General features: G+C 43.4%; 23 protein-coding genes. 6 read left to right on the top strand and 17 right to left on the bottom strand.

Annotation, left to right across the window (positions count from 1 at the left end; all coding sequences use genetic code 11):
- Window positions 1–147 precede the first annotated feature (147 nt).
- Window positions 148–2712 (top strand): DNA gyrase subunit A, encoded by a 2565-nt coding sequence (gene gyrA / locus EII41_RS09940; protein WP_124790470.1) that lies wholly within the window; start codon window positions 148–150, stop codon window positions 2710–2712.
- A gap of 27 nt (window positions 2713–2739) precedes the next feature.
- Complete coding sequence (locus EII41_RS09935; RefSeq protein WP_124790469.1) at window positions 2740–3957, top strand: tetratricopeptide repeat protein; 1218 nt, start codon at window positions 2740–2742, stop codon at window positions 3955–3957.
- Between the two features lie 135 nt (window positions 3958–4092).
- Here EII41_RS09935 and EII41_RS09930 read toward each other — a convergent pair whose 3' ends face one another.
- From EII41_RS09930 to ftsY, 15 genes are all read right to left on the bottom strand, one after another.
- On the bottom strand, window positions 4093–5211 hold the full coding sequence (locus tag EII41_RS09930; protein ID WP_124751612.1) for a universal stress protein: 1119 nt from the start codon (window positions 5209–5211) through the stop codon (window positions 4093–4095).
- 2 nt (window positions 5212–5213) lie between these two features.
- Window positions 5214–5477, bottom strand: a complete 264-nt coding sequence (locus EII41_RS09925; protein ID WP_124751611.1) for a DNA-binding protein — start codon at window positions 5475–5477, stop codon at window positions 5214–5216.
- A 136-nt stretch (window positions 5478–5613) separates the two neighbouring features.
- Window positions 5614–6321, bottom strand: coding sequence for a phosphatase PAP2 family protein (locus EII41_RS09920; protein ID WP_124790468.1), 708 nt, complete (start codon window positions 6319–6321; stop codon window positions 5614–5616).
- 6 nt (window positions 6322–6327) lie between these two features.
- A complete protein-coding gene (locus tag EII41_RS09915; protein WP_411292595.1) occupies window positions 6328–7089 on the bottom strand; it encodes a tetratricopeptide repeat protein in 762 nt (253 codons plus the stop codon).
- A gap of 2 nt (window positions 7090–7091) precedes the next feature.
- On the bottom strand, window positions 7092–8921 hold the full coding sequence (locus EII41_RS09910) for a BatD family protein (protein WP_124790466.1): 1830 nt from the start codon (window positions 8919–8921) through the stop codon (window positions 7092–7094).
- A gap of 11 nt (window positions 8922–8932) precedes the next feature.
- Window positions 8933–9661 carry a tetratricopeptide repeat protein gene (locus EII41_RS09905; protein ID WP_124790465.1) on the bottom strand — a complete coding sequence of 243 codons (729 nt, stop codon included), beginning with the start codon at window positions 9659–9661 and terminating at the stop codon, window positions 8933–8935.
- A gap of 10 nt (window positions 9662–9671) precedes the next feature.
- Complete coding sequence (locus EII41_RS09900; RefSeq protein WP_124790464.1) at window positions 9672–10691, bottom strand: vWA domain-containing protein; 1020 nt, start codon at window positions 10689–10691, stop codon at window positions 9672–9674.
- 14 nt (window positions 10692–10705) lie between these two features.
- Window positions 10706–11695, bottom strand: coding sequence for a vWA domain-containing protein (locus EII41_RS09895; RefSeq protein WP_124790463.1), 990 nt, complete (start codon window positions 11693–11695; stop codon window positions 10706–10708).
- Window positions 11692–12729 (bottom strand): hypothetical protein, encoded by a 1038-nt coding sequence (locus EII41_RS09890; protein WP_124790462.1) that lies wholly within the window; start codon window positions 12727–12729, stop codon window positions 11692–11694. Before EII41_RS09890 ends, EII41_RS09895 begins: the two co-directional genes overlap by 4 nt.
- Before the next feature lie 6 nt (window positions 12730–12735).
- Window positions 12736–13605 carry a DUF58 domain-containing protein gene (locus EII41_RS09885; protein ID WP_124790461.1) on the bottom strand — a complete coding sequence of 290 codons (870 nt, stop codon included), beginning with the start codon at window positions 13603–13605 and terminating at the stop codon, window positions 12736–12738.
- Between the two features lie 30 nt (window positions 13606–13635).
- A complete protein-coding gene (locus tag EII41_RS09880; protein WP_124790460.1) occupies window positions 13636–14631 on the bottom strand; it encodes an AAA family ATPase in 996 nt (331 codons plus the stop codon).
- 153 nt (window positions 14632–14784) lie between these two features.
- On the bottom strand, window positions 14785–16173 hold the full coding sequence (locus EII41_RS09875; protein ID WP_124790459.1) for an HU family DNA-binding protein: 1389 nt from the start codon (window positions 16171–16173) through the stop codon (window positions 14785–14787).
- Window positions 16166–16456 (bottom strand): HU family DNA-binding protein, encoded by a 291-nt coding sequence (locus EII41_RS09870; RefSeq protein WP_124751600.1) that lies wholly within the window; start codon window positions 16454–16456, stop codon window positions 16166–16168. Before EII41_RS09870 ends, EII41_RS09875 begins: the two co-directional genes overlap by 8 nt.
- A 79-nt stretch (window positions 16457–16535) precedes the next feature.
- Window positions 16536–17831, bottom strand: coding sequence for a 30S ribosomal protein S12 methylthiotransferase RimO (gene rimO / locus EII41_RS09865; protein ID WP_124790458.1), 1296 nt, complete (start codon window positions 17829–17831; stop codon window positions 16536–16538).
- Window positions 17812–18783, bottom strand: a complete 972-nt coding sequence (ftsY, locus tag EII41_RS09860; protein WP_124790457.1) for a signal recognition particle-docking protein FtsY — start codon at window positions 18781–18783, stop codon at window positions 17812–17814. Before ftsY ends, rimO begins: the two co-directional genes overlap by 20 nt.
- Window positions 18784–19181: 398 nt before the next feature.
- Here ftsY and EII41_RS09855 point away from each other — a divergent pair, with 398 nt between their 5' ends.
- Complete coding sequence (locus EII41_RS09855; protein ID WP_124790456.1) at window positions 19182–20339, top strand: 6-bladed beta-propeller; 1158 nt, start codon at window positions 19182–19184, stop codon at window positions 20337–20339.
- Between the two features lie 908 nt (window positions 20340–21247).
- Here EII41_RS09855 and EII41_RS09850 read toward each other — a convergent pair.
- The gene (locus tag EII41_RS09850) at window positions 21248–21823 is read right to left on the bottom strand and encodes a hypothetical protein (protein WP_124790455.1); all 576 of its coding nucleotides are present in this window, start codon (window positions 21821–21823) and stop codon (window positions 21248–21250) included.
- A gap of 237 nt (window positions 21824–22060) precedes the next feature.
- Between EII41_RS09850 and mltG the strand changes: the two genes are divergently transcribed.
- The 3 genes from mltG (at window position 22061) to EII41_RS09835 (ending at window position 25344) form a co-directional block, all read left to right on the top strand.
- Complete coding sequence (gene mltG, locus EII41_RS09845; protein WP_124790454.1) at window positions 22061–23101, top strand: endolytic transglycosylase MltG; 1041 nt, start codon at window positions 22061–22063, stop codon at window positions 23099–23101.
- A 70-nt stretch (window positions 23102–23171) separates the two neighbouring features.
- On the top strand, window positions 23172–24764 hold the full coding sequence (locus tag EII41_RS09840; protein WP_124790453.1) for a thiamine pyrophosphate-dependent enzyme: 1593 nt from the start codon (window positions 23172–23174) through the stop codon (window positions 24762–24764).
- Window position 24765: 1 nt separating this feature from the next.
- On the top strand, window positions 24766–25344 hold the full coding sequence (locus tag EII41_RS09835; protein WP_124790452.1) for an indolepyruvate oxidoreductase subunit beta: 579 nt from the start codon (window positions 24766–24768) through the stop codon (window positions 25342–25344).
- Between the two features lie 178 nt (window positions 25345–25522).
- On the opposite strand, the gene EII41_RS09830 is transcribed toward EII41_RS09835, so the two are convergent.
- Entirely contained in the window at window positions 25523–25996 is a 474-nt protein-coding gene (locus EII41_RS09830) for a helix-turn-helix domain-containing protein (protein WP_124790451.1), read from the bottom strand.
- Window positions 25997–26179: the final 183 nt, after the last annotated feature.

The raw sequence follows: 26179 nt of genomic DNA, 5'->3' as shown, positions 1-26179 counted from the left end.
ACAGCACCCGCATTTCAGCCATACTGAAGAATATTGAACGTATTCTTGCATTTTTTTACAGTAAAACATTTGCCCATTGGTGAAAAACCCGTAAATTAGCGTGTTTTTTTCGAATATACAGTTGAAGAATTATTAATAACACACTAAATGACTGAAAAAGATAGAATTATTAAGATTGACATTAATAATGAAATGAAATCAGCCTACATTGATTATTCAATGTCGGTCATTGTTTCGCGTGCACTTCCGGATGTAAGAGATGGATTCAAACCCGTTCATCGACGCATCTTATTTGGTATGAGTGAACTGGGGAATACCTCCGATAAGCCGTACAAAAAATCGGCGAGAATCGTCGGAGAAGTATTGGGTAAGTATCACCCGCATGGTGACTCTTCGGTCTATTTCGCGCTGGTTCGTTTGGCACAAAACTGGTCGATGCGTTATACCTTAGTAGACGGGCAGGGTAATTTCGGTTCCGTAGACGGAGACAACCCGGCGGCTATGCGTTACACGGAAGCGCGTATGAGCAAACTGGCCGAAGAAATGCTACGCGACATTGATAAAGATACGGTTGATTTCCAACTGAATTTCGATGATACATTAAAAGAACCCGTCGTACTTCCCACACGTATACCGAACCTCTTGATTAACGGAGCGTCGGGTATTGCGGTAGGAATGGCAACCAACATGCCTCCGCACAATATGAAGGAAGTACTTCAAGCATGTCAAGCTTATATCGATACGCGTGGAGAAATCGACGTGCCCGGATTGATGGCGTACGTCAAAGCTCCTGACTTCCCGACAGGTGCGACCATCTACGGGTATGCCGGTGTCAAAGACGCCTTCGAAACGGGACGCGGACGTATCATACTGCGTGGGAAAGCCGAAATAGAAAGTGCACACGCTCATGAAAAAATCATCATTAGCGAGATTCCGTACCTTGTAAATAAAGCCGAGCTTATTAAAGCGATTGCCGATCTGGTAAACGAAAAACGTATCGACGGTATCTCTAATGTGAATGACGAGTCAGACCGGAGCGGCATGCGCATCGTGGTCGATGTAAAACGCGAAGCGAATGCGAATGTCGTTCTTAATAAGTTGTATAAGATGACTGCTTTGCAGTCGTCATTCAGCGTCAACAACATCGCCTTGGTCAATGGGCGACCGAAGCTGATGAATCTGAAAGAATTGATCGGAAATTTTGTCGATCATCGGCGGGATGTGGTTATACGTCGCACGAAATACGACTTGAAGAAAGCTGAAGAACGCGCTCATATTCTCGAAGGATTGATTATTGCTTCGGACAATATCGACGAAGTGATCGCGATCATCAAGCAATCAAGCAGTCCTCAGGAAGCGATCAGCAATTTGATGGCACGTTTCGAATTGACCGAAATACAAGCCAGAGCCATCGTTGAAATGCGTTTACGCCAATTGACAGGACTTGAACAGGAAAAGCTGCGTGCCGAATATGAAGAGATAGAGAAATTAATCGCACGATTAAAAGAAATTCTGGAAAATGAAGATATGCTGATGGGCGTCATTCGCGACGAATTCCAGGAAATCATCGATAAATACGGAGATGAGCGTAAGACCGACATCGTGTATGCCTCGGAAGAATTAAATCCGGAAGACTTTTATGCCGATGATGAGATGATTATTACAGTCTCGCACATGGGATATATTAAACGTACTCCATTGAGCGAGTTCCGTGCACAGGCACGAGGTGGAGTAGGGGCGAAAGGCTCCGAAACACGAGAAGAAGACTTCGTCGAATATATTTATCCGGCATCGATGCATGCTACCATTTTGTTTTTCACCGCTAAAGGACGATGCTTCTGGAAAAAAGTATTCGAAATACCTGAAGGGGCTAAAAATGCGAAAGGAAGAGCCATCCAGAACTTCTTAAATATTGATTCGGAAGATAGTGTAAACGCGTTTATCCGGATCAAGAACTTAACGACCGATACGGAATTTACCAATTCACATTATTTACTCTTCTGTACGAAGAAGGGAGTAATTAAAAAAACACTTTTGGCCGCATATTCACGCCCACGTCAAAATGGCGTCAATGCGATTACATTGCATGAAGGAGACGGGGTGATTCAAGTACGACTGACGGATGGAAACAACGAAGTGTTGATTGCCAATCGGAATGGTCGGGCCATCCGTTTCCATGAAAGCAAGGTACGCGTGATGGGACGTACGGCAGCCGGCGTACGCGGAATGACTTTAGATGATGAAAACGACGAAGCAATCGGTATGGTTTGTATCAAAGATACGGAAAAAGAAACCATTCTCGTTGTTTCGGAGCAAGGCTACGGAAAACGTTCGAAGATCGACGACTACCGGATTACCAATCGGGGAGGAAAAGGAGTCAAAACGATCAATGTCACAGAAAAGACCGGCAAACTGGTAGGCATTAAGAATGTAACAGAAGAAAATGACTTGATGATCATCAATAAATCCGGTATTACGATTCGTATGAAAGTCGCTGATTTGAATGTTATTGGCCGTGCGACACAAGGAGTACGACTGATTAATTTGGAAAAACGCAACGACGAAATCGCATCCGTATGCAAAGTCGTATCCGAATCGGAAGAAAACAAGATCGGTGATGGAGAAACACAAGAAGTGTCGAACGAAATTAAACCGGAAAACGGTACGGAAGTCATAGAAGACAACAACATGATTGAAGAAGAAAAAGAATAAAGTATTAACATCAAAATTTTAAATGACATGAAACAAGTATTAATGACAATCGGTTTCTGCCTGATGGCAACAACTGTATTTGCGCAAAAAAAAGCGGTAACGGAGGCTGAGCGTATCGCGAAGGATTCGAAGCCGGACTTTAAGGAAGCGCGTACCTTGATTAAAGGAGCATTGGAAAATCCGGAAACGAAGGATGATGCAAAAACATGGTATGTGGCCGGACAGATCGAAGATGCTCAATTTAGCTCCGAGAGTACCAAGCAGATCTTAGGCCAACAACCTAATGAACCGGTGATGTATGAAGCTCTGGCGAATATTTTGCCGTACTTCAAAAAAGCGTATGAACTGGATCAGCTCCCGAATGAGAAAGGAAAGGTAAAACCGAAATACACCAAACATATCAAAGGCACGCTCAATGCCAATCATATTTATTATCTGAACGGCGGAGCTTACTACTTTGATCAGAAAGATTACAAAAAATCGTGTGATTTCTTTGATCAATATATTGAGATAGCCAACCTGCCTTTTATGAAAGATGAAAAGGTAGCCCAAAGAGACTCGAACTATATGATCGTACAGTTCTATTCGGCTATCGCTGCGATGCAACTGGATGATATAGAATTAGCTATCAAGAATCTAAATCGGGCAAAAGATACGGACTATCGACGTTACGATGTATATCAGTCGCTTTGCTATGAGTACGAACAGGCAAAAGATACGGCGAACATCGAAAAAACGCTGGAAGAGGGAATGGCTTTATTTCCCGATTCAAGCTATTTCTTGAATAGTCTGATTAATCTTTACATCTACACCGGAAGAAATGATCAAGCATTGCAATTATTGAATACTGCTATTTCGAAAAACGCGAACAGTGCTCAATTGTATTATGCCAAAGGAAGCGTGTACGAAACCGGTTTAAAAGATTATGCTCAGGCTGAAGAAGCATACAAAAAAGCGGTTGAATTGGATCCGAATAGTGCAGCCAATAACTTCAGTATGGGGCGTATTTATTATAACCAAGGAGTAAGCACTTTAGATAAAGCGAATTCGATATCGGATGCGACTCAATACAAACAAGAAAAAGCAAAGGCCGAAGATTTCTTCAGAAAAGCGTTGCCGTTTTTTGAAAAGGCACGTGAGCTTAAGCCTGATGAAAAAGAATTCTTAATTGGGCTGAGAGGAATCTATTATAATCTGAATATGAACGAAAAGTTCAATGAGATAGAGGCCGAAATGAACAAGTAATGTGTTACTGACAAATAAAAAAGAGTTGAACTCGATTTGAGTTCAACTCTTTTTTTGCACAATCGTTATTTTCAAATTATACCCAAAAACACACTATATTTTACATAATAGTAATTATGGTCGAAAAACGGATGGTTAAATTGGAATCACCAAAAGCGGTGTGTTACTGTGGAAAAGCATTTTACGCGCCAGACTCGGATTAAATATCCGTGTGATCATACTGCGACGATATGTGCTAAATGCAATCATATCAATCTGTTTTTCCTTGACAAATGTCTCAATAGCTTCCAATAAATCTCCGTCGTTCAGTACGGTATATTCTATTTTTAATTCCGGATATTGTTTCTTCAGATACTCGTTCAGTCCCGATAAACGAATATCATTCCATTCGTTGCGGCTGGTCGAAATATTGAATAGTTGAATTTGTACCGGATGTTCTTTGAAGAAATGGATAAACTTATCGAACGCCAAAATATCACGCTGATTAAAAGAAATGGCGAAGGCAATTCGTTTGGTTTCATTCAGATTGCTGAAAGGAACATGTTCGGGAATGGCTAAAAGCGGCATATTTGTTTGTTCAATGACTTCGCCTGTGACACTTCCGATTAGGTCTGCGTTTTTCTGATTTTTCCCGCGTGTACCCATAACAATCAAGGTCGGATGATATTCTTTGGCATAAGCCATAATTTCTTCTTCCGGCAAACCTTCTCTCAGGATATAGTTATATTTGACGCGAGGCCATTCTCCGCTTTCCATCTTCCGGTTTATCAACGTACAAATGTTCTCAACATCCTTTTGTACTTGTTTATAAACCAAATGAATATTTTCATTGTTGGAGACTCCCGTCACCACTGGTTCACGAGTCGCAAACGGTAGCGCAGAAGGAATATACGTGCTGAAATAGGCATGTAACAACATGACTTCTGCTCCAATCTGATGTGCATAGTTTATCCCTATTTCACACGCTCTGATCGAATAATCCGAGAAATCGACAGGAATTAGAACTTTTTTTAAGGTTTTCTCGGGCGCATCTTCTTTTTCTGTTTCATCCAGCCATTGGGTATCCTCAATAAGTCGTAAAGCCCGTGGCAGGTCGCTTTCTTTGATGCGTATACGAACACCGGCAGAGATGACCGGCTGAATCTGATTCACATTATGAATATAGGCTTCTATTCCTTCCGACTCAAGCAGTGTTTTCAGGATCTGAGCCTTTTCATACGTGTGAATAGCTAATGTGACTAACTGTTTTTCCATGTTTACATTTCCGATAAAGGGTTTGCTCCTAAAATGTCCAACGCCCGATCTAAAATAGTGGTGTCACTTAAAACCACAATTCCTCCATTCGGTCCGGATTCGATATGTAATCCGCAACTTTTACCGTCCCTGTAATTTTCTCCTCCGAAGTAATTTCGGACAGTTTCTACAGATACTCCCAATTCTGCCGCGATACGATGGATCGTACCATCCGGCAAACGGTCTTTGATATCCCGAAGCTCGTTAAAAGTGATTGTTTTCGTCATGGTTCGTTTTTATTTTTATGGGTTAATAATATTATTTAAAATTCGCGCACTAATATAGCCACTAAAATTAAGTGAGCCAAACTTTCCGGAACTTTTTTCAAATAAGATGGTTATGTTTTATAACATGTTTATCTTCCTATTTCCATGCAGGAACTCCTAATCCGCTATATACGAGCATAAAAACGATGGTAGCCAACATGGCGTAAAGAATATAGCGAACATGTGAGGCCTCATATAAAAGAAGGGGAGCCTCCCCTACTCTTTTTATCGTTCGAGTACGAATAATCCGGTAAATTTCAAAGCAAAACCACCCAAAGAAGCATCCGGATAAGATGCCCGGAATAATATCGGAAATAAAATGAACACCTAAATAAATGCGTGTATACGACATCAAGATGGCCCATAGCATAATCCCATACGTATACCAGCGGTATCGAAAAAGCAGCATCGTAAATGTAGCAAACCCAAACGCATTGGCTGCATGGCTGGAAATAAACCCGTAACGTCCGCCAAGATACGGATTGCCAGTCAACGGATTGATGACCGTTTGGACGTGATCCATAAAATCCGGATGGCGCGTGGGACGGAAACGTGTAAAAAGCGGTTTGCACACGCTCGAGGCAAATTGGTCACACAGCGTGATGGTCAATGCGATAAAGAGCAAGATAAGAAGAGACTCTTTCCAGGGTCTTTTGTAGCAAATAATCCATAATACGAAAAGCGCTAAGGGTATCCATACCATCTTTCCGGAATACATCCAAAAGAAATGGTCCCAATAAAGCGTATGCCCGCCATTGAGCCACAGAAAGAGATTCCGTTCATATTCTAAGATACTCTCCAACATACAAATTCAGATTCTTTCAAGCTCTTTTTGAGGAATCCATCCTTCCTTTCCGTCTGCTAAACGGATCTCATACCATTCTCCCAATGTGCTTTTAATCTGCACTTTTGTTCCTTCGTGCAGAACAAACAAGTCGGTACCACTCGCGTCCGGAGAACTCTTAATCGTAATTGTAGGCGCAAATATAATCGCAGTATCGCGTGTTATTAACGCTTTTTTCTGACTCCAAGCGAATAGATTAACCATAACAACCGTTAGCAATAAAAAGATCCCGGCATAAAACCCGATTTTTTTCAGGCGCATCCATTTAGAAAAAAAGAACAACGTCAGACAGCCTATAAACAGTATGAAGCACACGATTCCCATACTTGCCCATACGTCGATACTCAATACATTCCGGATAGCATGGAACCACTTGACTAAAAAGAACTCACCAATCGGTTCTATTTTGTCGGTTGTCCGGAGTCTGGACATCTCTAAATTAAAACGAATATCTCCATCACCGGGATTCAACAACAAGGCGCGTTCGTAATTCAAAATAGCCGGTGCAATCTTATTGGTTTTGTAATATGCATTTCCCAGATTATAGTAAATTTCATACGACTCACCATTGTTCTTCAACCATTCTTCATACAATTCAATAGCCTTGGTATAGTTCTCCTGTTTATATGCCACTTCGGCTTCTTTAAACGCAGATTCCTGTGCGATCGAGGATATGCCGCATATCAAATGAATGAATCCAAGACACAGTATTTTAGATATTCCTCTCATCGTCATGACTTTTTAATTAAGTTTTCCATTTTTCCAATGACATTCACTGTTTGCTGAAAGAGCTGCTCCATAGCTTCCGGAGCTTGACTGGGAGCATAACGAGCGAACTCACAAGTATTCAAAATACTGATAAAATGATCACTTACCTCTTTATCTACCCCAAACTCCATTAACTCTGCCTCCACATTGTCTTTTGTCAGATTTGCTTGTGGAATATTCAACTTGTCACTCAGATATCCCCACACGGCGCGAAGAACTTCATCGTAAAATTCTTCTTTTTTCTTTTCTTTCAGTAATTTTTCAGCCTTCTTCAATCTGCGAACCGCTATTTTGTTCGCTTTTTTCGTACGTACAAGCGCAATGTTTGCATTTTCCTTCACTTGTTTACGATAGATAGCAAAGAAGACGATAAATAAAACGGCAATCAGGACATACGCCATTATGTACATGAACGAACCGAAGAAAATTTCTTTATTTGAAACAAAGCGAGGTTCAGAAACTTTGATATACCGAATGTCTTGCCCCAAATATTTGACACTTTCTTGAGTGCCGAAATTTGAAATGACCGGTCCTGAGGCATTCTCACCTCCGGCTCCTTTCTCAACATGTAGTTTGAACGGTTGAGACGAGAGCGTCTTATACGAACCGTCTTTAGGATCAAAATACGAAAATTGGACGGCCGGAATCTCAAAATCGCCCGCATAGCGCGGGATCGCCATGTACTCAATTGATTTTGTTCCGCTTGTGCCGGAAGGAGTCGTTTTGATATTATTGTCTACTTTCGGATCATACACTTCGAAATCGTTCGGGAACGTGATTTCCGGACTTTTAGCCAACTTGATGTTGCCGTTTCCAGAAAGCGTTACGTTGATCGTAACAGCTTCGTTCGTTTTAATCCGATCGGCATTGATGTTTGCTTTCATGGTGTAAGAACCTACCGCCCCCTGAAAAGAAGCCGGTTTACCGCTCGGGAGAGGCTTGACATCGATCGTTACCGGTGGAGTCGTAAGTACTCTCTTCACATCTTGGTACGTATCGAAGAAGTCGTCGAAAATACTGCGCACGCGTTGTTTGGATCGGATACGTACTACAGCGTCATATTTTCCTCCTTCTATGGTAATCTTACCCGAACGTTGCGGATAAAGCACGGTCTGTTTAATAACGACCGCTCGATAGTTACGTCCATTATAATTTTCAAGTGTCCATTGTGGGTTCAACTCAATATCCTGAGCAAGAAATCCTTCAAATTCAGGAAACTTTACGTCGTTCAATGCCGCATCATAGAGCGAATAGAGTTTGAACGTAACTAAAAATCCTTCCTGCTCATAGACACTGCGCTTCGAAACATTCATCCGAACGAATAACTCATCACTTCCGATATTGGAAGAACCGGAAGACGCTTGACTTCCACTCGAGCCGGAAGACGCTGCTTCAGTAGCCTTATCCGGAGGAAGTACTTTAATAACTAATGAGTTGGAGCTATAATTCGAATTTTTGATTTTTATCGTTGCCGGACTCAAATTAAATGTGCCTTCTTTTTTAGGCATTAACACATACGTGAATGTCTGAGAATATGAACTGCTCGATTTTCCATTGATGTATTGCATACTTCTGCTGACCGACGAAGTAGGTCCCATCAACACATCGAAATCAGTTAAATCCGGTGTGCGAAGTCCGCTGGCTCCTTCCTCATTGACGGTATACGTCAGCTGGAATTGTTGCCCCATTACCACAGCATTGGGAGCAGAGGCTTTAAATGTCACTCCGTCTGCTTTGAGGTATATCCCTGCTAAAAACAACAGCCCGGTAACGATAAAAATGAATTTTCTCATAGCTCTTATTTTTACCATTGTTTATCTGTTTTACGACGTTCTTGATGTTTGGCTTGAGCCTTTTTAACTTTCTCCTGTGTGTCTTTTTCGTCCTGCAGGAAAGCATCGAGAATCTGTTGTGCATTATCTCTGCTCATTTGTTCATTCTCCTGTTTCTGTTCCTGTGTCTTATTCTCTTGCTGCTCATTCTGCTGCTGTTGCTGTTCCTGATTTTGCTCTTGCTCTTGCTGTTGTTGCTGATCCTGATTCTGCTGGTCTTGATTTTGTTGCTGCTGATCATTCAGTAACTTTTGAGCCAAGGCTAAGTTATACCGTGTCTCTTCATCTTTCGGATTCATCCTCAATGACTGTTTATAAGCCTCGATACTTTTGGCATAGTCCTTGTTCTTCATCTGAATATTCCCGAGGTTGTGAAAAACTTCCGCCAATCGTTGGACATTGGCCGGATTTTCAGCCATCAGACGCTCTCTCTGACCGGCGATCTGTTGATATTGTTCGGCCGCTTCCGGATATTTTTCCTGCTTATACAAAGCATTTCCCAGATTGTATGAGCCTTCGACAGAGCGCGGATTTACCTCAATACTCTGTCGGTAAGCAATCTCCGATTCGGTATATTTCTCTTCTTTGTACAATTTGTTCCCTTTTCGGATATGCGACCGCTCCGCCTTCTGTGCGAACATGTCATTCGTACAGCAGAATGCGGTTGTCACGCTTATGAATATCAGATATATTGCTTTCATCTCTAATTTATTAAGAAAATAATTTTATTTTCCGGAATATCCGATTTTTTCGTTCCAGAATCAAATACTCGAGAATCAACAAGATCAAAACAATCCATGCCAATGCTTGGAACTGTTCGTCGTATTCCGAATACACTTTACTTTCCAGCTCTGCTTTATCCATCTTGTTAATTTCAGCCTGTAACGCGCGGAGGGCCGAATTGGTATTGTCTGCACGGACATAGATTCCTTTGCCTGCCGCAGCAATTTCCTGACACATCTGCTCGTTCAATTGCGTGATGACAATGTTGCCATTGCCGTCTCGCATGTAATCGTTCCCACTGTTAAGAGGAATCGGTGCACCTTTTGGCAACCCGATACCTACAATATTCACGTTCACTCCTTTTTCGGCTGCATTGGCAGCCGCTTTTACGGGATCATCTTCATGATTTTCTCCGTCTGTGATTATCATGATCGTTTTTCCGGAATTTTCGTTCGGTGTGAACGAGCGCATCGCCAAATTTATTGCGGCTCCGATGGCTGTTCCTTGCGTAGAAATCATCGAAGGAGTAATGGACGACATAAACATCTTGGCTGAAATATAGTCTGAAGTAATCGGCAACTGCGTAAATGCATCGCCGGCGAAAACAATCAGACCGACCTTGTCGTCGGTAAAACTGTCAGTCATTCTCGAAAGCATTTGTTTGGCTTTTTCCAAACGATTCGGTTGAATATCTTCGGCCATCATCGAATTGGAAACATCCAGACATATCACGATTTCCACGCCTTGCCTTTTGACGGTTTCCAGCTTAGATCCGAACTGCGGGCCGGCAATCAAAAAAATCGTTACGGCTATCGAGGCAAATAGCAGCCAAAACTTTAGGCGTTCCCGTTTACGTGATACTTCCGGTGTCAGTTGTGAAACGAGCATAGGATCACCAAAGCGTTTGATGGCCCTCTTTCTGGCAATCACCACATAGAGATAGAATATCGTCAATACGGGAAGTATTGCCAGTAAATATAAGTAAATAGGATGAGCAAAACGAAACATAATCAACTTTTTACTTACGGTATCTTCTTTAATAATGTATGCTTCAGGAGAAGTTCCAAGAGCAGCAAAGCAAACAAAATCAGAGCAATATTTCTATATTCTTCCTGTTTTTTACTGTATTCCTGTACACTGATTTTGGTCTTCTCCATTTGGTCGATCTCGGAATAAATCTCCTTCAGACTTTCATTGTCGGTCGCTCTGAAATATTGTCCGCCAGTCGTTGTTGCAATCTGCTTTAAAGTCGGTTCATCAATATCAACCGGAACCATTTGGGTCTGAATTGTTCCCCCCGGTAGACGGAAGGGATACGGTGCTGATCCTTTAGTTCCTACACCGATGGTATAGACCCGGATGCCGAATGTTTTGGCGATCTCGGCAGCTGTTACCGGAGCAATTTCGCCGCGATTATTGGAACCGTCAGTCAGCAAAATGATGACTTTCGATTTGGCCTGACTGTCTTTGATACGGCTGACGGCATTGGCTAATCCCAAACCAATCGCAGTTCCGTCCTCAATCATCCCACTCTGAATATCTTTGAAGAGATTCAGCAAAATAGCATGATCGGTAGTGAGTGGACACTGCGTAAAACTCTCGGCAGAAAAAACGACGAGACCGATATTATCATTCGGTCGTCCGTTGATAAAGGCGGCTGCCACATTTTTAGCCGATTCCAGACGATTCGGCCGCAGGTCTTGCGCCAACATACTGCTGGAAATATCGATGGACATCATAATATCAATTCCTTCGGTCGATGAGTTCTGCCAGCTGTTGGTCGACTGCGGACGAGCCAAGATAATGATGACAAGGGCAATGGCGATCATGCGTAGCACGAACGGTAGATGTCGTAAATAAACTTTGGCTGTCACCGCCTTGGGCACATCAAAAGCCTGCGAAGACGACATTTCCACACTTGCCTGATTTTTACGCATCTTCCAAAAATACCAGCCGATTAGAGGAAGCAGCAGGAGTAATAAATATAAGTATGATGGATTTGCGAATATCATTGCTCTTCTTCGTTAGGGGTTACTTCTATCGTTTTTGGAGATGACGCGATCTCATTGTCCGACGGCTGTTCTCCGGATGTCTTTTCTTCTTCCTCCGGTTTTGGCGATTCGGTCTGTTTTGTCTGATTGACAAAAAGATATGCGTTCATCATACTTAAGTCGTTCTCGTCCGGCAGCGGATGCAATTTGGCAAACTTTACAAAATCAGCCAAATGAAGAATCTGTTTCAACGTCTCATAAACAGAATGAGCATCATTCTCCTGTTCAATAATATGCAAGATTTCTTCCGACGTTTTTTCCATGGCATTGACCTGATAACGTCGCGAAATATACCGACGAAGCGTATCCGTCACGAGGGTGTGATATTCTTTATTCAGTCCTTGCTGCCACAATTTCTGTCCTTTAATCTCATTCAATTCCTGAATAGCCTGTTCGTACGGCGGGAGCTTGGGCTCTTCTTTTTTAAACGGAATCAGCGTTTTTCTGTTTCTATATCGTTGAATAAGATAACCGATGACACAAATCAGGAAGAGTCCGAACAGAATACCGAATATCCAGGGATAATAATCGGCTAAGACAAACGGAGGTTTCCATACGTCTTTGATGTCGTAAAACTCTTCCGGATTGTCCGTATCGACCGGTACGGTCGACACTTTTAACGCAACCTGATTCGATGAAATCGTGTCGCCCCGATCAATCACGATCAACGGAGGTAACAGATATAATGCCGAATCGAACGAAGTAATCAGGATGTTTTGTTTAATCACCAATCGATTATCCAAAATAGTCGAATCTGCCGGCGAAGTAGATAAAACTTCCACACCGGGCATTAAGACATCTGTCGGAATCGGACAAATGACTTGCCTGTCTTTATCGGTTGTAATTGTCAGGTTCAACGTTGTTTGCTCTCCTATCAGAATATCGGCCGTATCAAGTTTGACACTAATCAAGGTCTGTTGTGCCTGTATCCCGATACTCGATGCTATGGTTAAAGCAAACAATAATAACCGGAATTTATTGTTTCTCAGTTTCATGCTGGATTAGTTTCGTTTGTCAAAGAGAGCGATTAAGGCTTTGACATAATCATCTTCGGTTCGAATCGATACGGCATCGACCCGACTCTTGTTAAATGCTTTGTTCATATCGCTTTGTCGCTCTTCCCACCATGTCTTATACAGTTCTCTCACCTGCTTTGACGAGCTGTCTATCCATCGTTCTTTACCGGTTTCCGCATCCTTGATCTTCATAAGTCCGACATTCGGAAGCTCCGTCTCACGATGATCGTACACCTGAATGGCTACGACATCATGTTTGCGATTGGCAATCGTCAAGGCATCCTGATAATTTCCCTTATCGATGAAATCGGAGATCAGGAAAGCCGTGCACCGCTTCTTGATGGCATTCGTAAGATATTTGAGTGCTTGACCGAGATCCGTCTGTTTATGATCCGGCTGAAAATCGATCAATTCGCGAATAATATAAAGAATATGCCGCTTCCCTTTTTGAGGCGGTATAAATTTTTCAATCTGATCCGAAAAGAAGATGACTCCGATTTTATCGTTGTTCTGAATCGCCGAAAAAGCCAGTGTAGCAGCGATTTCCGTGATAACCTCTTTCTTCATTCGACTCACTGTTCCGAAGTCCTTACTGCCGGACACATCGATCAACAGCATCACGGTCAATTCGCGTTCTTCCTCGAAAACCTTCACATACGGACGAATGTAACGTGCCGTCACATTCCAGTCAATGTCACGAATATCATCACCGAACTGATATTCGCGCACTTCGCTGAAAGCCATACCCCGACCTTTGAATGCCGAATGATACTGGCCTGCGAAAATGTTGCGCGACAGTCCGCGTGTCTTAATTTCTATCTGCCTGACTTTCTTTAAAAGTTCGCTTGTCTCCATTTATATCCATCAAGCCCCGTAAAAATACCATCAGGGCACTTCGACTTTGTTCAGAATTTCACTGATAATCTCTTCCGATGTAAGGTTGTTAGCCTCCGCTTCGTAGCTGAGACCGATACGGTGGCGCATCACATCATGACATACGGCACGTACGTCTTCGGGAATTACATAGCCGCGACGTTTGATAAAGGCATACGCACGCGCGGCCAGTGCCAGATTGATTGAAGCACGAGGTGAAGCCGCAAATGCAATCATCGATTTGAGATTAGCCAGATTATATTCGGCGGGGAAGCGGGTCGCGAAAACGATATCGACAATATAACGTTCAATCTTTTCGTCCAGATACACCTCGCGCACGATGTTACGTGCCTCAATAATCTGTCGGGTATCGAGTACGGGCTTAATATCCGGCTTCTTGCCCGAAATATTCTGACGGATTACCAGTTTTTCTTCCTCTTTCTTCGGATAGTTGATAACGACTTTCAGCATGAAACGATCGACTTGCGCTTCGGGAAGCGGATACGTCCCTTCCTGTTCAATCGGGTTTTGTGTAGCCATTACGAGAAACGGTTCCGGAAGTTTATAGGTCGATTCGCCGATCGTCACCTGACGTTCCTGCATGGCTTCGAGCAACGCACTCTGCACCTTGGCCGGAGCACGGTTGATTTCGTCGGCCAATACGAAGTTTGCGAATACAGGTCCTTGCTTGACAAGAAATTCTTCGCTTTTCTGACTGTATATCATCGTTCCGATCACGTCGGCCGGCAACAAGTCCGGTGTAAACTGGATACGACTGTATTTAGCGTCGATTAGCGAAGAAAGTGTTTTAATTGCCAGCGTTTTAGCAAGTCCCGGAACACCTTCCAGCAAGATGTGACCATCGGAAAGGAGTCCGATCAACAACGATTCGATCAGATGCTTTTGACCGACGATGACCTGATTCATTCCCATGGTAATCATGTTTACGAACGAACTGTTATTTTCAATCCGTTCGTTCAATTCTCGAATATCTACTGTTTGATCCATAGATTAAGTATGTTATATAGTTTTGATCTTTGTACGTTCATTTTTGAACGCACAAAAATAGAAAATTCAGGTTGGTATATTGAAGTTTCGCCGTTAAATAATACTAATCATACAACGAGCTGCTATACTCTAATTTGTTTATTTTTAAAAAGATTATTTCGCCTTCTTCGCCATGATTTTCGACTGCAATTCTTTTGCTTGTGCAAGGGATACACTGCTTTGGGCATTAATCGCGTATACTTCTTTGGCAGGAATCAAAATTTCCATTCCCGCAGGCACACGATCGGGATCGGGGATTCTGGCCTTATTGAAATCATAGATATAGACCCAGAAAATTTTATTTCCGTAATATTTTTGCGCAAGTAACGTTAACCGCTCTCCCGACGCTATTTTTACACGTGCCATAACGTTTTTGTCGGACGAAGCGGCAACGGCAGTCCCAGCCGGTTTCGTTGACTTCGTCTGCTGAGAAGTTGTTTGCTTCGGGGATGTCGATGCCGGCGAGGCGGTTGGTTCTTTCCGTGTAGCCGGAGTGACAGGCGATGTAGCGGTGTTTTCGTTCGTTTCGAGAGTAGTCACCCCAAGCGTGTCGACGTTGGCGCCTTCTTCCGATTCCTGCATCGTAGTGGAGTCACCGGGCAAAAGAAACGAATCGTCCGTCGTCTGTGTATGCTGTGTTGTGCCGTTGAATTCGTTGTACGATAAACGATCATAGTAAAAATAGTAGAATATTCCTACCCCTAACAACAACAGTAACAACGCCAGAATCACATACAACGATGTATTCGACGCTTCTTGTTTCTTTTTCTTCACAGGGGGCTTGGCAGGATGAGATTTCGGTGTTTCTTTCGCAGGCTGCTCTTTACGTTCTTTATTTTCATTCATAGCTTCTTGTTTTATTGATGTTGTACTTTGTAATGTTTCACGATTCGCGGCAGATGCGGGATGGCTCCCGATTGCACGTTCTTCCGACCATGTTTGGTCCGAGTTTTTGTCGATTTCTTTGTTCATGATATTCTGTTCTTCTTTTTTCTCATCTTCAGGGGGAAGTACCGTAAGCAGAGTTGTTTCTTCTTCGGCTTTCGGTTCTGTCTTTTCTGTTGTTTCCGTAGCTTCTCCGACGGGTTCCTGAACCGGTTCTTCCGCAGTTATGATCTCATCGTTTTCATCCTCCTCGTCATCATTCGAGAGACTGGCGGACGCTGTCTCATTACTTTCCGTCCCGTTGGTTTCAACGGCTTCGAAAAAAGCAAACGGACGGTTAATCTTTTCTTTGAGCAACTTATCGGGAAGAAAAGATAGTTTGTGATGTGCCGGAATAACAATCCGCTCCCCGGTATTGATGTGTACACTCTCACGTTCTTTAACCAGAATCACTTTAAAACTGCCGATCCCTTTTATTCGTACGAATCCGTCTTTCGTAATTCCCTCATTGACTAACGCAATCAGCGCTTCAACAAACTTCTCAACATCTGCTGTTTCTTTTCCGGTACTTTGAGCCAGAATTTCGGCAATATCGTAAATCGATAGTTTTTCATCCATGGTTGTCTAATGTTTTTAAATAAGCCTTTAATGTTGCAACCGGTTTAAATACAGGTACGAGTTTAGGTGGAATAAGATAACGTTTGCTATTGCTCGGATTGGCTAAAAAGCGTTCGTCTTTCTTCTTCGCCTCGAATTGTCCCAATCCATGCAAACTGATGATATCGTTGCCGGCAAGCTTATCGCCTATGACGCGGCTGAACGCATCGAGCATCTCTTCTACTTCATGTTTTTCCCAACGGAGTCGGTTCGATAATTCAGTGATCAATTCTATATCTTTCATATGCAACCGTTATTATTTTAAGACGTCTATGTTCGCTGTTTCCGTTTAATTAAACAAAAGAATTAACATTTTATAATCTTTATATGAGGGTTTTCCCATACAATTCAAACGCTTCCGACGATTCTATCCGAACCGCATAGAACTGCCCTATGTCTAATTGCTTTTCCTTGCTGATGAGTATCTCCGGATCAACTTCCGGCGAGTCATATTCGGTGCGCCCGATGTAAAAATCTTCTTCCCTGTCGACTATGACTTTAAAGACCTTACCGACTTTCTCTTGCTGCACTTCGGTCGAAATCTTCTGCTGTAATCGCATCAACGTATCGAGACGCTGCTGCTTGACATCGTCCGCTACATCATCTTGATGATTTTTGTACGAATATGTTCCGACTTCATGACTGTATGCGAAGGCACCCATGCGCTCGAAGCGGGCATCTTTGGCAAACTGCATCAATTCGGCAAAATCTTCATCCGTTTCGCCGGGGTAACCGACCATGAGAGTCGTTCGCAAATGAATGCCGGGCACTTCTTCACGGATACGGCTGATGAGTTCGTAAGTTCCCCGCTTAGTTATTTGGCGACGCATCCGTTTCAGTATCGGATCGCTGATGTGTTGCAAAGCTATATCGAGGTATTTACACACATTTTCACGTTCGCGCATCACCCGCAGCAAATCATACGGAAAATGCGACGGATAGCCGTAGTGAAGCCGAATCCATTCGATGCCGGGAACATCCGACAAGCGTTCGACCAGTTCGGGAAGAACGGCCTTACGGTACAAATCAAGTCCGTAATACGTTAAGTCTTGCGCGATAAGTTGAATTTCTTTGATGCCCTTGCGGGTCAACAACCGTGTTTCGTCTACGATTTCGTCCATCGGACGCGACCGGTATTTCCCGGTAATAAGCGGAATAGAACAGTAAGAGCATGTACGGTTACACCCTTCGGCAATTTTCAGGTAGGCGTAATGTTTGGGTGTAGTGACGACGCGATCGGTCGACGACTCCGGACGATACGCCTTTCCAATGTCGTTCAATAGCTCTTTCCAGTTAAACTTTCCGTAAAAACGATCGACAAAAGGAAGTTCCGTTTTCAGCTCCTTCAGAAAACGTTCCGAAAGGCAACCCATCACAAAAAGTTTGCCGATGCGGCCTCTGTTTTTTTCTTCGCCTAATGCCAAGATAAGATTGATGGACTCTTCCTGTGCATCACCGATAAAAGCGCATGTGTTGACAACGACAAATTCACCATTCACTTTTTCCGCGTCGTGCGTAACGGTATATCCGTTCAGCTGAAACTGACGCATTAACTGTTCGGAATCGACCAGATTCTTCGAACAGCCCAATGTGATGATGTCAACCTTGTTTTTTCTCATGCTCTCCGAACAGTGAATCTACAAACGCTTTCCGGTTAAATATTTGCAAATCTTCCATGCCTTCGCCCAAACCGATATATTTGACGGGGATCTGGAAATGATCGGAAATGCTGATCACGACACCGCCCTTGGCCGTCCCATCCAGCTTCGTGACGGCTAACGCATTGACTTCGGTCGCAGCCGTAAACTGTTTGGCCTGTTCGAAAGCGTTTTGTCCCGTCGAGCCGTCGAGTACCAGCAGTACTTCGTCCGGAGCATCGGGCACCACTTTTTTCATGACGTTCTTAATCTTCGTCAATTCGTTCATCAGGTTGATTTTATTATGCAGACGGCCGGCCGTATCGATAATCACCACGTCGGCATCGTTTGCCTGTGCCGAGTTAAGCGTATCGAACGCAACCGAAGCCGGGTCGGAGCCCATCTTCTGCTTGACGATCGGCACACCCACGCGCTCACTCCAAATCACCAGCTGCTCCACAGCGGCCGCCCGAAACGTGTCGGCCGCGCCCAGATAGACCTTCTTTCCCCGCTTTTTAAACTGATAGGCCAACTTGCCGATCGTCGTAGTCTTTCCGACCCCATTGACACCGACCACCATGATGACATAAGGTTTCTTGCCTTGCGGAATCAAGAAGTCTTCCATATCTTCCGTTTTGTTTTCCGTCAGCAAAGCGGCGATTTCTTCGCGTAAGATCGTTGTTAATTCATTTGTGGATACGTATTTGTCCGTAGCGACACGTTTTTCGATACGTTGAATGATTTTCAGGGTGGTGCTGACTCCTACGTCCGACGTAATTAATACTTCTTCCAACTCATCCAACACCGAGTCATCTACTTTACTTTTTCCGACGATAGCCTTGGTAATTTTCGAAAAGACACTTTCTTTCGTCTTGGATAATCCTTTATCTAATGTCTCTTTCTTCTCCTTGCTGAAAAACTCAAAAAAGCCCATTGCTTACTAATGATATATGTTCTGGCTACAAAGGTACATGATTTTTTAATTAAAACCTATCATTTAAGCCGAAGTGATGATTACTTCTTCTCAAGTGCTTGTTAAATGACAAAAAACTTTCTTTGACAAAACAACCGAAATTCTTTCCTAAATTCATCTACGTTTTGATTCTATGATTGGCTGTTTTCGGATTCCTTTTTTCCTGTTCTTCGTCCCAAACAATGCGGACTTTCTTCTCCTCAAATAACTGTATGGCTTGCTTTTTTGTCATCATATTTCGTCTTTGTTTCAATCTTCCTCTTTATCCTAAGGAAAGAAACCCCTCGAATGCACAAAGACTGCCGGGTATATAAAAAAATGTTATCTTTGCGCACATAACGATCGAAACAAGAAATATCATGAGAGGAAAAAAAATCATTGCATCCGTCTTTCTAATGGCCTTATGCACCGGATGCGGAAACAACAACCAAGAAAAAGAAACAGCGATCATCACAGTCGATGTACATGCCGATTATCCGGAGAAAAAACTGATGCTTCAGGATTTTCTGGAGGTGGAATATATTCCGCTCGAAACGAACGATGAATTCATCACCCAAGGCCATGTGCTGGACATTGGCGACCGGTACATTTTAGCCAAAAATCGAACAGCCGACGGCGATATTTTTCTCTTTGACCGACAAACAGGGAAAGGCATCAGAAAAATAAACAGAAAGGGACAAGGAGCCGAAGAATATACATCCATCTACCGAATAGTACTGGACGAAGCCAACGAGGAAATGTTTGTCAATTGCATGCCCATGAGGAAAATATTCGTGTATGACTTGGAAGGTCGTTTCAAACGGAGCTTCCACCACGCGGACAGCGCTTCGTATTCGGTTCTCTTCAATTACGACAAGGAGCATCTGATCGGCTACGATATATCCATATACCATAAGGAAGGAATGCCTTCGGAAGGCCGTTTCTCCCACGCCCTTATCTCGAAGCAGGATGGCAGCGTGGCACGGAAGATCCCGATTCCTTTCGAAATCGTTAAAGCGCCTCTTATACAAAAGGAAGGCATTGCTGTAATTACCGTCCAATCGATACTCCCTTGGCACGACAAGTTTCTGCTTATCGAAACATCGACCGATACGGTTTATTTGTCGGAAGGAAACACCCTCCGTCCGTTTTTAGTAAAAACCACCTCCGAAGATCCTCTGATACTCCTTACGATGGGCACGATGACCGACCGTTATTATTTTTTGCAAACGATTAAGAAAGAGTTTGATTTCACGACGGGAAAAGGATTTCCAAGAACCGATTTGATGTATGACACGGAAGAAAAAGCCATATACCGCGCGACCGTATTCAATGCCGATTACGATAAGCATGAAGTGAATATGAGCTCAAACCCGGTAAACGGCACAATCGCGGCATTCTACATACTGACAGCCGATCAGCTCGTTGATGCGTATGAAAAAGATGAGCTGAAAGGCCCGCTCAAGGACATTGCCACACAATTGGACGAAGAAGCGAATCCCGTACTCGTTATCATGAAGTATAAAACAAAGAAATAGTCCGTTCGGAAACAGGTTCTGACCGGTTCGGATGGATATTTCGATACGTTCCAAACGGTATTTGGGTACGTCCAAGAGGGTATTCAGGTACGTTCAGAACGGTATTTGGGTACTTATGACCGGTTCGGAACCTGATTTCGGGTGGTTCGGAGAGATATTTCGGTACGTTCGGAACGTATCGATGGGTGGTTCGGAACGTACCTGAAATACGTTCAGAACGTATCACAGGGTAGCTCAGAACGTATCGGAATTAGGTTCGGAACGTACCCAAATCAGGTTCGGAAATACCCGAAATGTCTTCAGGAAATACCCTAAATGACGTTCCGAACGTACCCAAAATACGTTCGGAACGTATCCTTATAGGTGGTTTATGATATTTGCTACAATACCCAACCTAATTCGTCCATAATAACGAAAACTCGCGGCGCTTCCATTTTTTTACGTACGAGTTATATTCGGCACTTTTAAATGCCACCTTGTTTCCGGCACAGTCAAAAAAGCGAAGCTGCTGTTCCATACTCGAATTCGTCGAATCTTCAATAGCTATGATTTCCTTATCCGAGCCTCTATAGACGAGAATACGAGTCGGCCTGTATGTTGAAGATCGGAGTATAATGGAAGCGATTTCCTTTTCTAACCACTGCGGTTTTTTAGCACCACATACTGAAATATTCAACTTATCGAGGGAAGATTCATTCTCTTTTTTGCATCCGGAAATAAACGGAAGCAAGCAAACCCACATTGTAACAAACAACTTAACAGTAAAAGTTTTCATCGGATATAAAATTTATGATGTATATGGCAAAGGTAATTAATTTACATAAAAAAATAGATTCGTATCTTTTTAAAACAGCATGTATCATAAGAACTAATCGTATGCCTCGGCAACATTCAGTCGATAAACAGGCTTATTTCTTGCAATTCTTCGAACTCAAGCTGACTAACAAATCATGGAACGCTTCGTCGTTATAGATTCCGTACCGGAATTCGTGTGTGCTGCAATAGTCGGATAGCTCCTGTAGTATGGCTTCTTCCTTTTCTATGGATAATAACCGAATAATCAGTTGCAAACCTGTCTGTCTCGTTGTAAGTGGAGCGCTGTCCTTGTCCTCAAATTTGATTTTCTGCTTATCCAACGACAAACACAGAAGCTCCTTACGCTGATTGGAGTGTAATCCCGATAAAAATTTCGTCTGCCCCATCAGGTATTCAACACAAGCCATCCGGAGCTCTTCGTTATCAGCCATCGAAGAGTAAAGCTTTTGATAGGCTTTGCCATGGGCTGCATAATACTCCTTATACTGAGCAAATCCGGATAAACTCTTCTTCAGCGACTTGTACTCATCAGACGATGTAATCACATCCTCTGTTTCCTTCGAGAGCTTAAACAGTTCCTGATACTTGTCGCTGATTTTAGGACCATCTTCTTGTTGACATGCCATCATGCCCATAAATACACTCAGAATTAAGACTATTCGTTTCATATTTCTTTGTTTTTAAAGTTATTTATTTCGTATCGTAGATAAAAAATCGTCAATTTCATCAGTAAAGTTACTCATTAAATATGATATTGCGATAAAAAGTTTTTAATAGATGATGCCAAAAAGATTGAAAACGCTGCAAGACGATATGTTAAAAATTCAGGATCGGGAACTGTTTTTTTATTTTTCTTGTCGAATAACGTATCTTTACCGTTGCTTTATAACAACAGGAAAAGATATATGTCTAAAACAAATTTATTTAAACGGACGGTATGGATCGTATGTTCCGCCATCATTCTACTGATTTTATCGGGGATTGGCTGCGGAGCATATTTCTTTTTTTCGCCCAACTTCATGCCGGAAAAGACGGCTTATGTCTACATATACCCCGATAAGGATTATGAAGACTTGTGCCGGCAACTGGAAGATTCGGCCGGATGTAGCGATATCCGCACATTCAGACAAGCCGCACGCTTACTGAAATATCCGGGAAAGATGAATACCGGGCGATACGCCGTCACTCGGGGAATGAGTAACTACGAGCTCTTGAAAAGCCTGCGACGAGGGTATCAGGTTCCCGTGCGAATTACGTTTAACAACATCCGGATGAAGCGAGACCTTGCCGACCGTCTGTCTCAACAGTTGATGATCGAAAGCCATGAACTGATGAGGCTAATGGACGACTCGGACTACTGCCGGTCGATGGGGTTCACGCCTCCTACCATCAAAGCCATGTTTATCCCGAATACGTATGAAGTCTATTGGAATATCTCGGCCGAGAAACTGATGCAACGGATGAAGCGCGAATACGATGCATTCTGGACGGATGCCCGCCGCAACAAAGCTGCACGGATCAGTCTCTCGCCGCTCGAAGTCGCGGTGCTCGCCTCGATTGTGGAAGAAGAATCGGCTATGACGGATGAATATCCGACGATTGCGGGACTATATCTTAACCGCTTATATAAAGGCATATACCTTCAGGCCGACCCGACCGTCAAATATGCTTTGGGAGATTTTACAATCCAACGGGTCTTAAACAGACACAAGACGATCGACTCGCCCTACAATACGTACATGTACGGCGGACTTCCCCCCGCACCGTTGCGGATACCGTCTATCCAAGGGCTGGATGCCGTGCTGAATTATAAGAAACATCATTATTTATATATGTGCGCCAAGGAAGATTTTTCGGGCAGACATAATTTCGCATCGACCCTCACGGAGCATAATCAGAATGCCCGACGTTATCAGGAAGAGTTAAATCGGCGAGGCATTTACTGAAATTTGGTCAAGTCGCATAAAGTCGTACCTTTGTCGCAATTTGCAAGCATTGTTATAAAAATAGAATAGCATGGAAAAGAAATTATTTTTGGGCGACGAGGCCATTGCTCAGGCCGCGATCGATGCCGGACTATCCGGAGTATATTCCTATCCGGGCACACCCTCGACGGAGATTACCGAATACATTCAGCAATCGGCCGTCGCACGTGAGAGAAACATACACAGTCGCTGGTGTACGAACGAAAAAACTGCTATGGAAGCAGCTTTGGGAATGAGTTACGCCGGAAAGCGTTCACTTTGTTGTATGAAACATGTCGGTCTGAATGTGGCGGCCGATTGCTTCATGAATGCAGCCATGAGCGGCATCAACGGAGGTATGATCATCGTTTCGGCCGATGACCCCTCGATGCACTCTTCACAGAATGAGCAAGACAATCGTGTATACGGACGGTTTGCGATGATTCCGATGCTGGAACCCTCTAATCAGCAGGAAGCGTATGACATGGTTTACGATGGATTCGAGTTATCCGAACGATTAGGATACCCTATTCTGCTGCGTATCACGACACGTATGGCGCATTCTCGCTCAGGGGTTACGGTTCGTCCCGCCCGTCCGGAGAATCCAATGCATTGCCTTCCCGACGGCAGACAACGATTCACCCTGCTGCCGGCCCTGGCACGTCAACGCTACAAACAACTGCTGGCCGCACAAGAGGCGATGACGGCGGCTTCGGAAGAGTCGAAATATAACCGTTATTTCGACGCGCCCGATAAAAAACGGGGCATCATCACGACGGGCATTGCTTTTAACTATCTTTCCGAAAATTATCCCGATGGATTTGAGCATCCGGTACTGAAAATCTGTCAATATCCGCTACCTAAGAAACAGATTGAGAAAATAGCTTCCGAATGTGACGAGTTACTCTTGCTAGAAGATGGCTATCCCGTTGTAGAAGAAATACTAAAAGGTTTTCTGGGCAAAGGGCTAAACGTGCGGGGACGGTTGGACGGCACTCTTCCGCGCGACGGAGAGCTGACACCGGATTCAGTCGCAAAAGCGCTGGGAAAGAACGTAGCATGCTATTATACGATTCCCGATATGGTGGAACAGCGTCCTCCGGCCTTATGTCAGGGATGTGGACATCGTGATATGTACGATGCTCTGAACGAAGTGCTCAAAGAATATGAGGAGCCGAAAGTTTTCGGCGACATTGGTTGTTACACGTTGGGAGCATTGCCTCCTTTCCGTGCGATCGACAGCTGTATCGATATGGGGGCCTCCATCACGATGGCCAAAGGAGCATCGGACGCAGGTGTGTTCCCGGCAGTTGCCGTAATCGGCGACTCGACGTTTACTCATTCGGGAATGACCGGACTGCTGGATTGCGTCAATGCCAACAGTAACGTAACCATCGTGATATCCGATAATGAAACTACGGCCATGACCGGCGGACAAGATTCGGCCGGCACGGGACGTATTCAGGCTATTTGTGCGGGCATCGGCGTCGCACCGGAACACATTCGTGTCATGGTGCCTCTAAAAAGAAACTACGAGGAAATGAAAAACATCATCCGCGAAGAAATCGAATATCGTGGCGTTTCGGTATTAATACCGTGCCGGGAATGTATTCAGACATTGGCAAGAAAGAAAAAAGCGAAATAACATGAAAACAGACATTATATTATCGGGAGTAGGCGGACAAGGCATATTGTCTATTGCCGCCATTATCGGCGAGGCCGCTTTGAAAGAAGGGTTATACATGAAGCAATCGGAAGTACACGGTATGAGCCAGCGCGGAGGAGACGTACAGTCGAATCTGCGCCTCTCCGACAAGCCCATCGCTTCCGACCTGATTCCTATCGGACAAGCCGATTTGATCATCTCGCTCGAGCCGATGGAAGCGCTGCGCTATTTACCGTATTTGAACAAAAAAGGTTGGTTAGTCACGAACACAAAGCCTTATACGAATATCCCGAACTATCCGGAGATAGACAAGGTGATGGCAGAGCTCAATAAACTGCCGCATAAGGTACTGCTTGACGTTGAAACCATCGCCAAAGAGATCGGCTCTCCACGTACAGCCAATATGGTTATGCTGGGAGCTGCCACACCGTTCCTCGGCATCGACTATGAAAAAATTGCCGACGGGATTCGCTCCATTTTCGGACGTAAAGGGGATGATATCGTATCCGTGAATCTGAAGGCATTGCAAGCCGGATACGAAATTGCGACCAAAGTATAATATGGTATATACATTGATAATTTACAAATATAAACATTCTATTAAAAAGCAATAGAAATTCGTATAAATAAAAGAAAATCAGTAATGATACAAAGCTATTATTTTTAGATACCAGTTTATTTATAAACATTTTTTGAAAAAGGAGCCGGCTCATATCTCAGTATAAAGAGACGGCTTTTTATTTCTTTTCCGGCCCAAAAGACTCATACGTATTATCCGAATAGAAGACCATAATCCGCTGTATTTCCTTGGTAGGAGCTTGAGGAGGAATATAAACCTCTCTTAATGACGGCTTAACCTCTACCACCGGTTCAGGCGATTTTGTTTCGGTTGGATTTATAGGGCTCTTCTTTTCTTCTGTTTTTTGCACATCCGATACATGAGTAAACAAATCAGGAATTTCTTGTTTCTCATTTACAGAAGCAGGCGCTGATCCGGGACGATTCATCGGCCCCGTACCGAATAGTAACCAATCGGGGCTGATATGAGGAAACTGTTCCAAAATCTTTTTTAATACATCTAAGCTCGGGTTGTTTCGCCCCGATGTAATATGCGACATCGCCGCCCGCTGAATTCCGATTATCTCGGCGAATTGAGACGGTAAAAGCTGCTTTTGATTCATAATCAGCATAATTCGATCTTTCTCATTCATAAACTACTATATGATTAAATCGTTATTGGTATATTATCTCGCCTTGTATATCATAGTATCCAAAGAATATACAAAGGTAAATAATAAATCGGATCAAACAAATAACATTTGTATCCTTGTGGAATTTACGACAGTATATTGGTAATATATAATATTATATTTACGATTGTAAAAAGTATATAT

It is taken from the genome of Tannerella forsythia (assembly GCF_003860135.1).
GTDB lineage: Bacteria > Bacteroidota > Bacteroidia > Bacteroidales > Tannerellaceae > Tannerella > Tannerella forsythia_A.
The sequence above is the reverse complement of the archived record's forward strand: the minus strand, read 5'-3'. Positions and strand labels throughout refer to the sequence as shown.

Coding starts and splice junctions, on each gene's coding strand:
- EII41_RS09880 (WP_124790460.1), bottom strand. CDS start 14,631: ATGGATCAAACAGTAGATATTCGAGAATTGAACGAACGGATTGAAAAT.
- EII41_RS09920 (WP_124790468.1), bottom strand. CDS start 6,321: ATGTTGGAGAGTATCTTAGAATATGAACGGAATCTCTTTCTGTGGCTC.
- EII41_RS09935 (WP_124790469.1), top strand. CDS start 2,740: ATGAAACAAGTATTAATGACAATCGGTTTCTGCCTGATGGCAACAACT.
- EII41_RS09930 (WP_124751612.1), bottom strand. CDS start 5,211: ATGGAAAAACAGTTAGTCACATTAGCTATTCACACGTATGAAAAGGCT.
- EII41_RS09830 (WP_124790451.1), bottom strand. CDS start 25,996: ATGAATGAGAAAGATCGAATTATGCTGATTATGAATCAAAAGCAGCTT.
- ftsY (WP_124790457.1), bottom strand. CDS start 18,783: ATGGGCTTTTTTGAGTTTTTCAGCAAGGAGAAGAAAGAGACATTAGAT.
- EII41_RS09870 (WP_124751600.1), bottom strand. CDS start 16,456: ATGAAAGATATAGAATTGATCACTGAATTATCGAACCGACTCCGTTGG.
- EII41_RS09875 (WP_124790459.1), bottom strand. CDS start 16,173: ATGGATGAAAAACTATCGATTTACGATATTGCCGAAATTCTGGCTCAA.
- EII41_RS09885 (WP_124790461.1), bottom strand. CDS start 13,605: ATGGAGACAAGCGAACTTTTAAAGAAAGTCAGGCAGATAGAAATTAAG.
- mltG (WP_124790454.1), top strand. CDS start 22,061: ATGTCTAAAACAAATTTATTTAAACGGACGGTATGGATCGTATGTTCC.
- gyrA (WP_124790470.1), top strand. CDS start 148: ATGACTGAAAAAGATAGAATTATTAAGATTGACATTAATAATGAAATG.
- EII41_RS09850 (WP_124790455.1), bottom strand. CDS start 21,823: ATGAAACGAATAGTCTTAATTCTGAGTGTATTTATGGGCATGATGGCA.
- rimO (WP_124790458.1), bottom strand. CDS start 17,831: ATGAGAAAAAACAAGGTTGACATCATCACATTGGGCTGTTCGAAGAAT.
- EII41_RS09915 (WP_411292595.1), bottom strand. CDS start 7,089: ATGAGAGGAATATCTAAAATACTGTGTCTTGGATTCATTCATTTGATA.
- EII41_RS09905 (WP_124790465.1), bottom strand. CDS start 9,661: ATGAAAGCAATATATCTGATATTCATAAGCGTGACAACCGCATTCTGC.
- EII41_RS09925 (WP_124751611.1), bottom strand. CDS start 5,477: ATGACGAAAACAATCACTTTTAACGAGCTTCGGGATATCAAAGACCGT.
- EII41_RS09895 (WP_124790463.1), bottom strand. CDS start 11,695: ATGATATTCGCAAATCCATCATACTTATATTTATTACTCCTGCTGCTT.
- EII41_RS09855 (WP_124790456.1), top strand. CDS start 19,182: ATGAGAGGAAAAAAAATCATTGCATCCGTCTTTCTAATGGCCTTATGC.
- EII41_RS09910 (WP_124790466.1), bottom strand. CDS start 8,921: ATGAGAAAATTCATTTTTATCGTTACCGGGCTGTTGTTTTTAGCAGGG.
- EII41_RS09840 (WP_124790453.1), top strand. CDS start 23,172: ATGGAAAAGAAATTATTTTTGGGCGACGAGGCCATTGCTCAGGCCGCG.
- EII41_RS09835 (WP_124790452.1), top strand. CDS start 24,766: ATGAAAACAGACATTATATTATCGGGAGTAGGCGGACAAGGCATATTG.
- EII41_RS09900 (WP_124790464.1), bottom strand. CDS start 10,691: ATGTTTCGTTTTGCTCATCCTATTTACTTATATTTACTGGCAATACTT.
- EII41_RS09890 (WP_124790462.1), bottom strand. CDS start 12,729: ATGAAACTGAGAAACAATAAATTCCGGTTATTATTGTTTGCTTTAACC.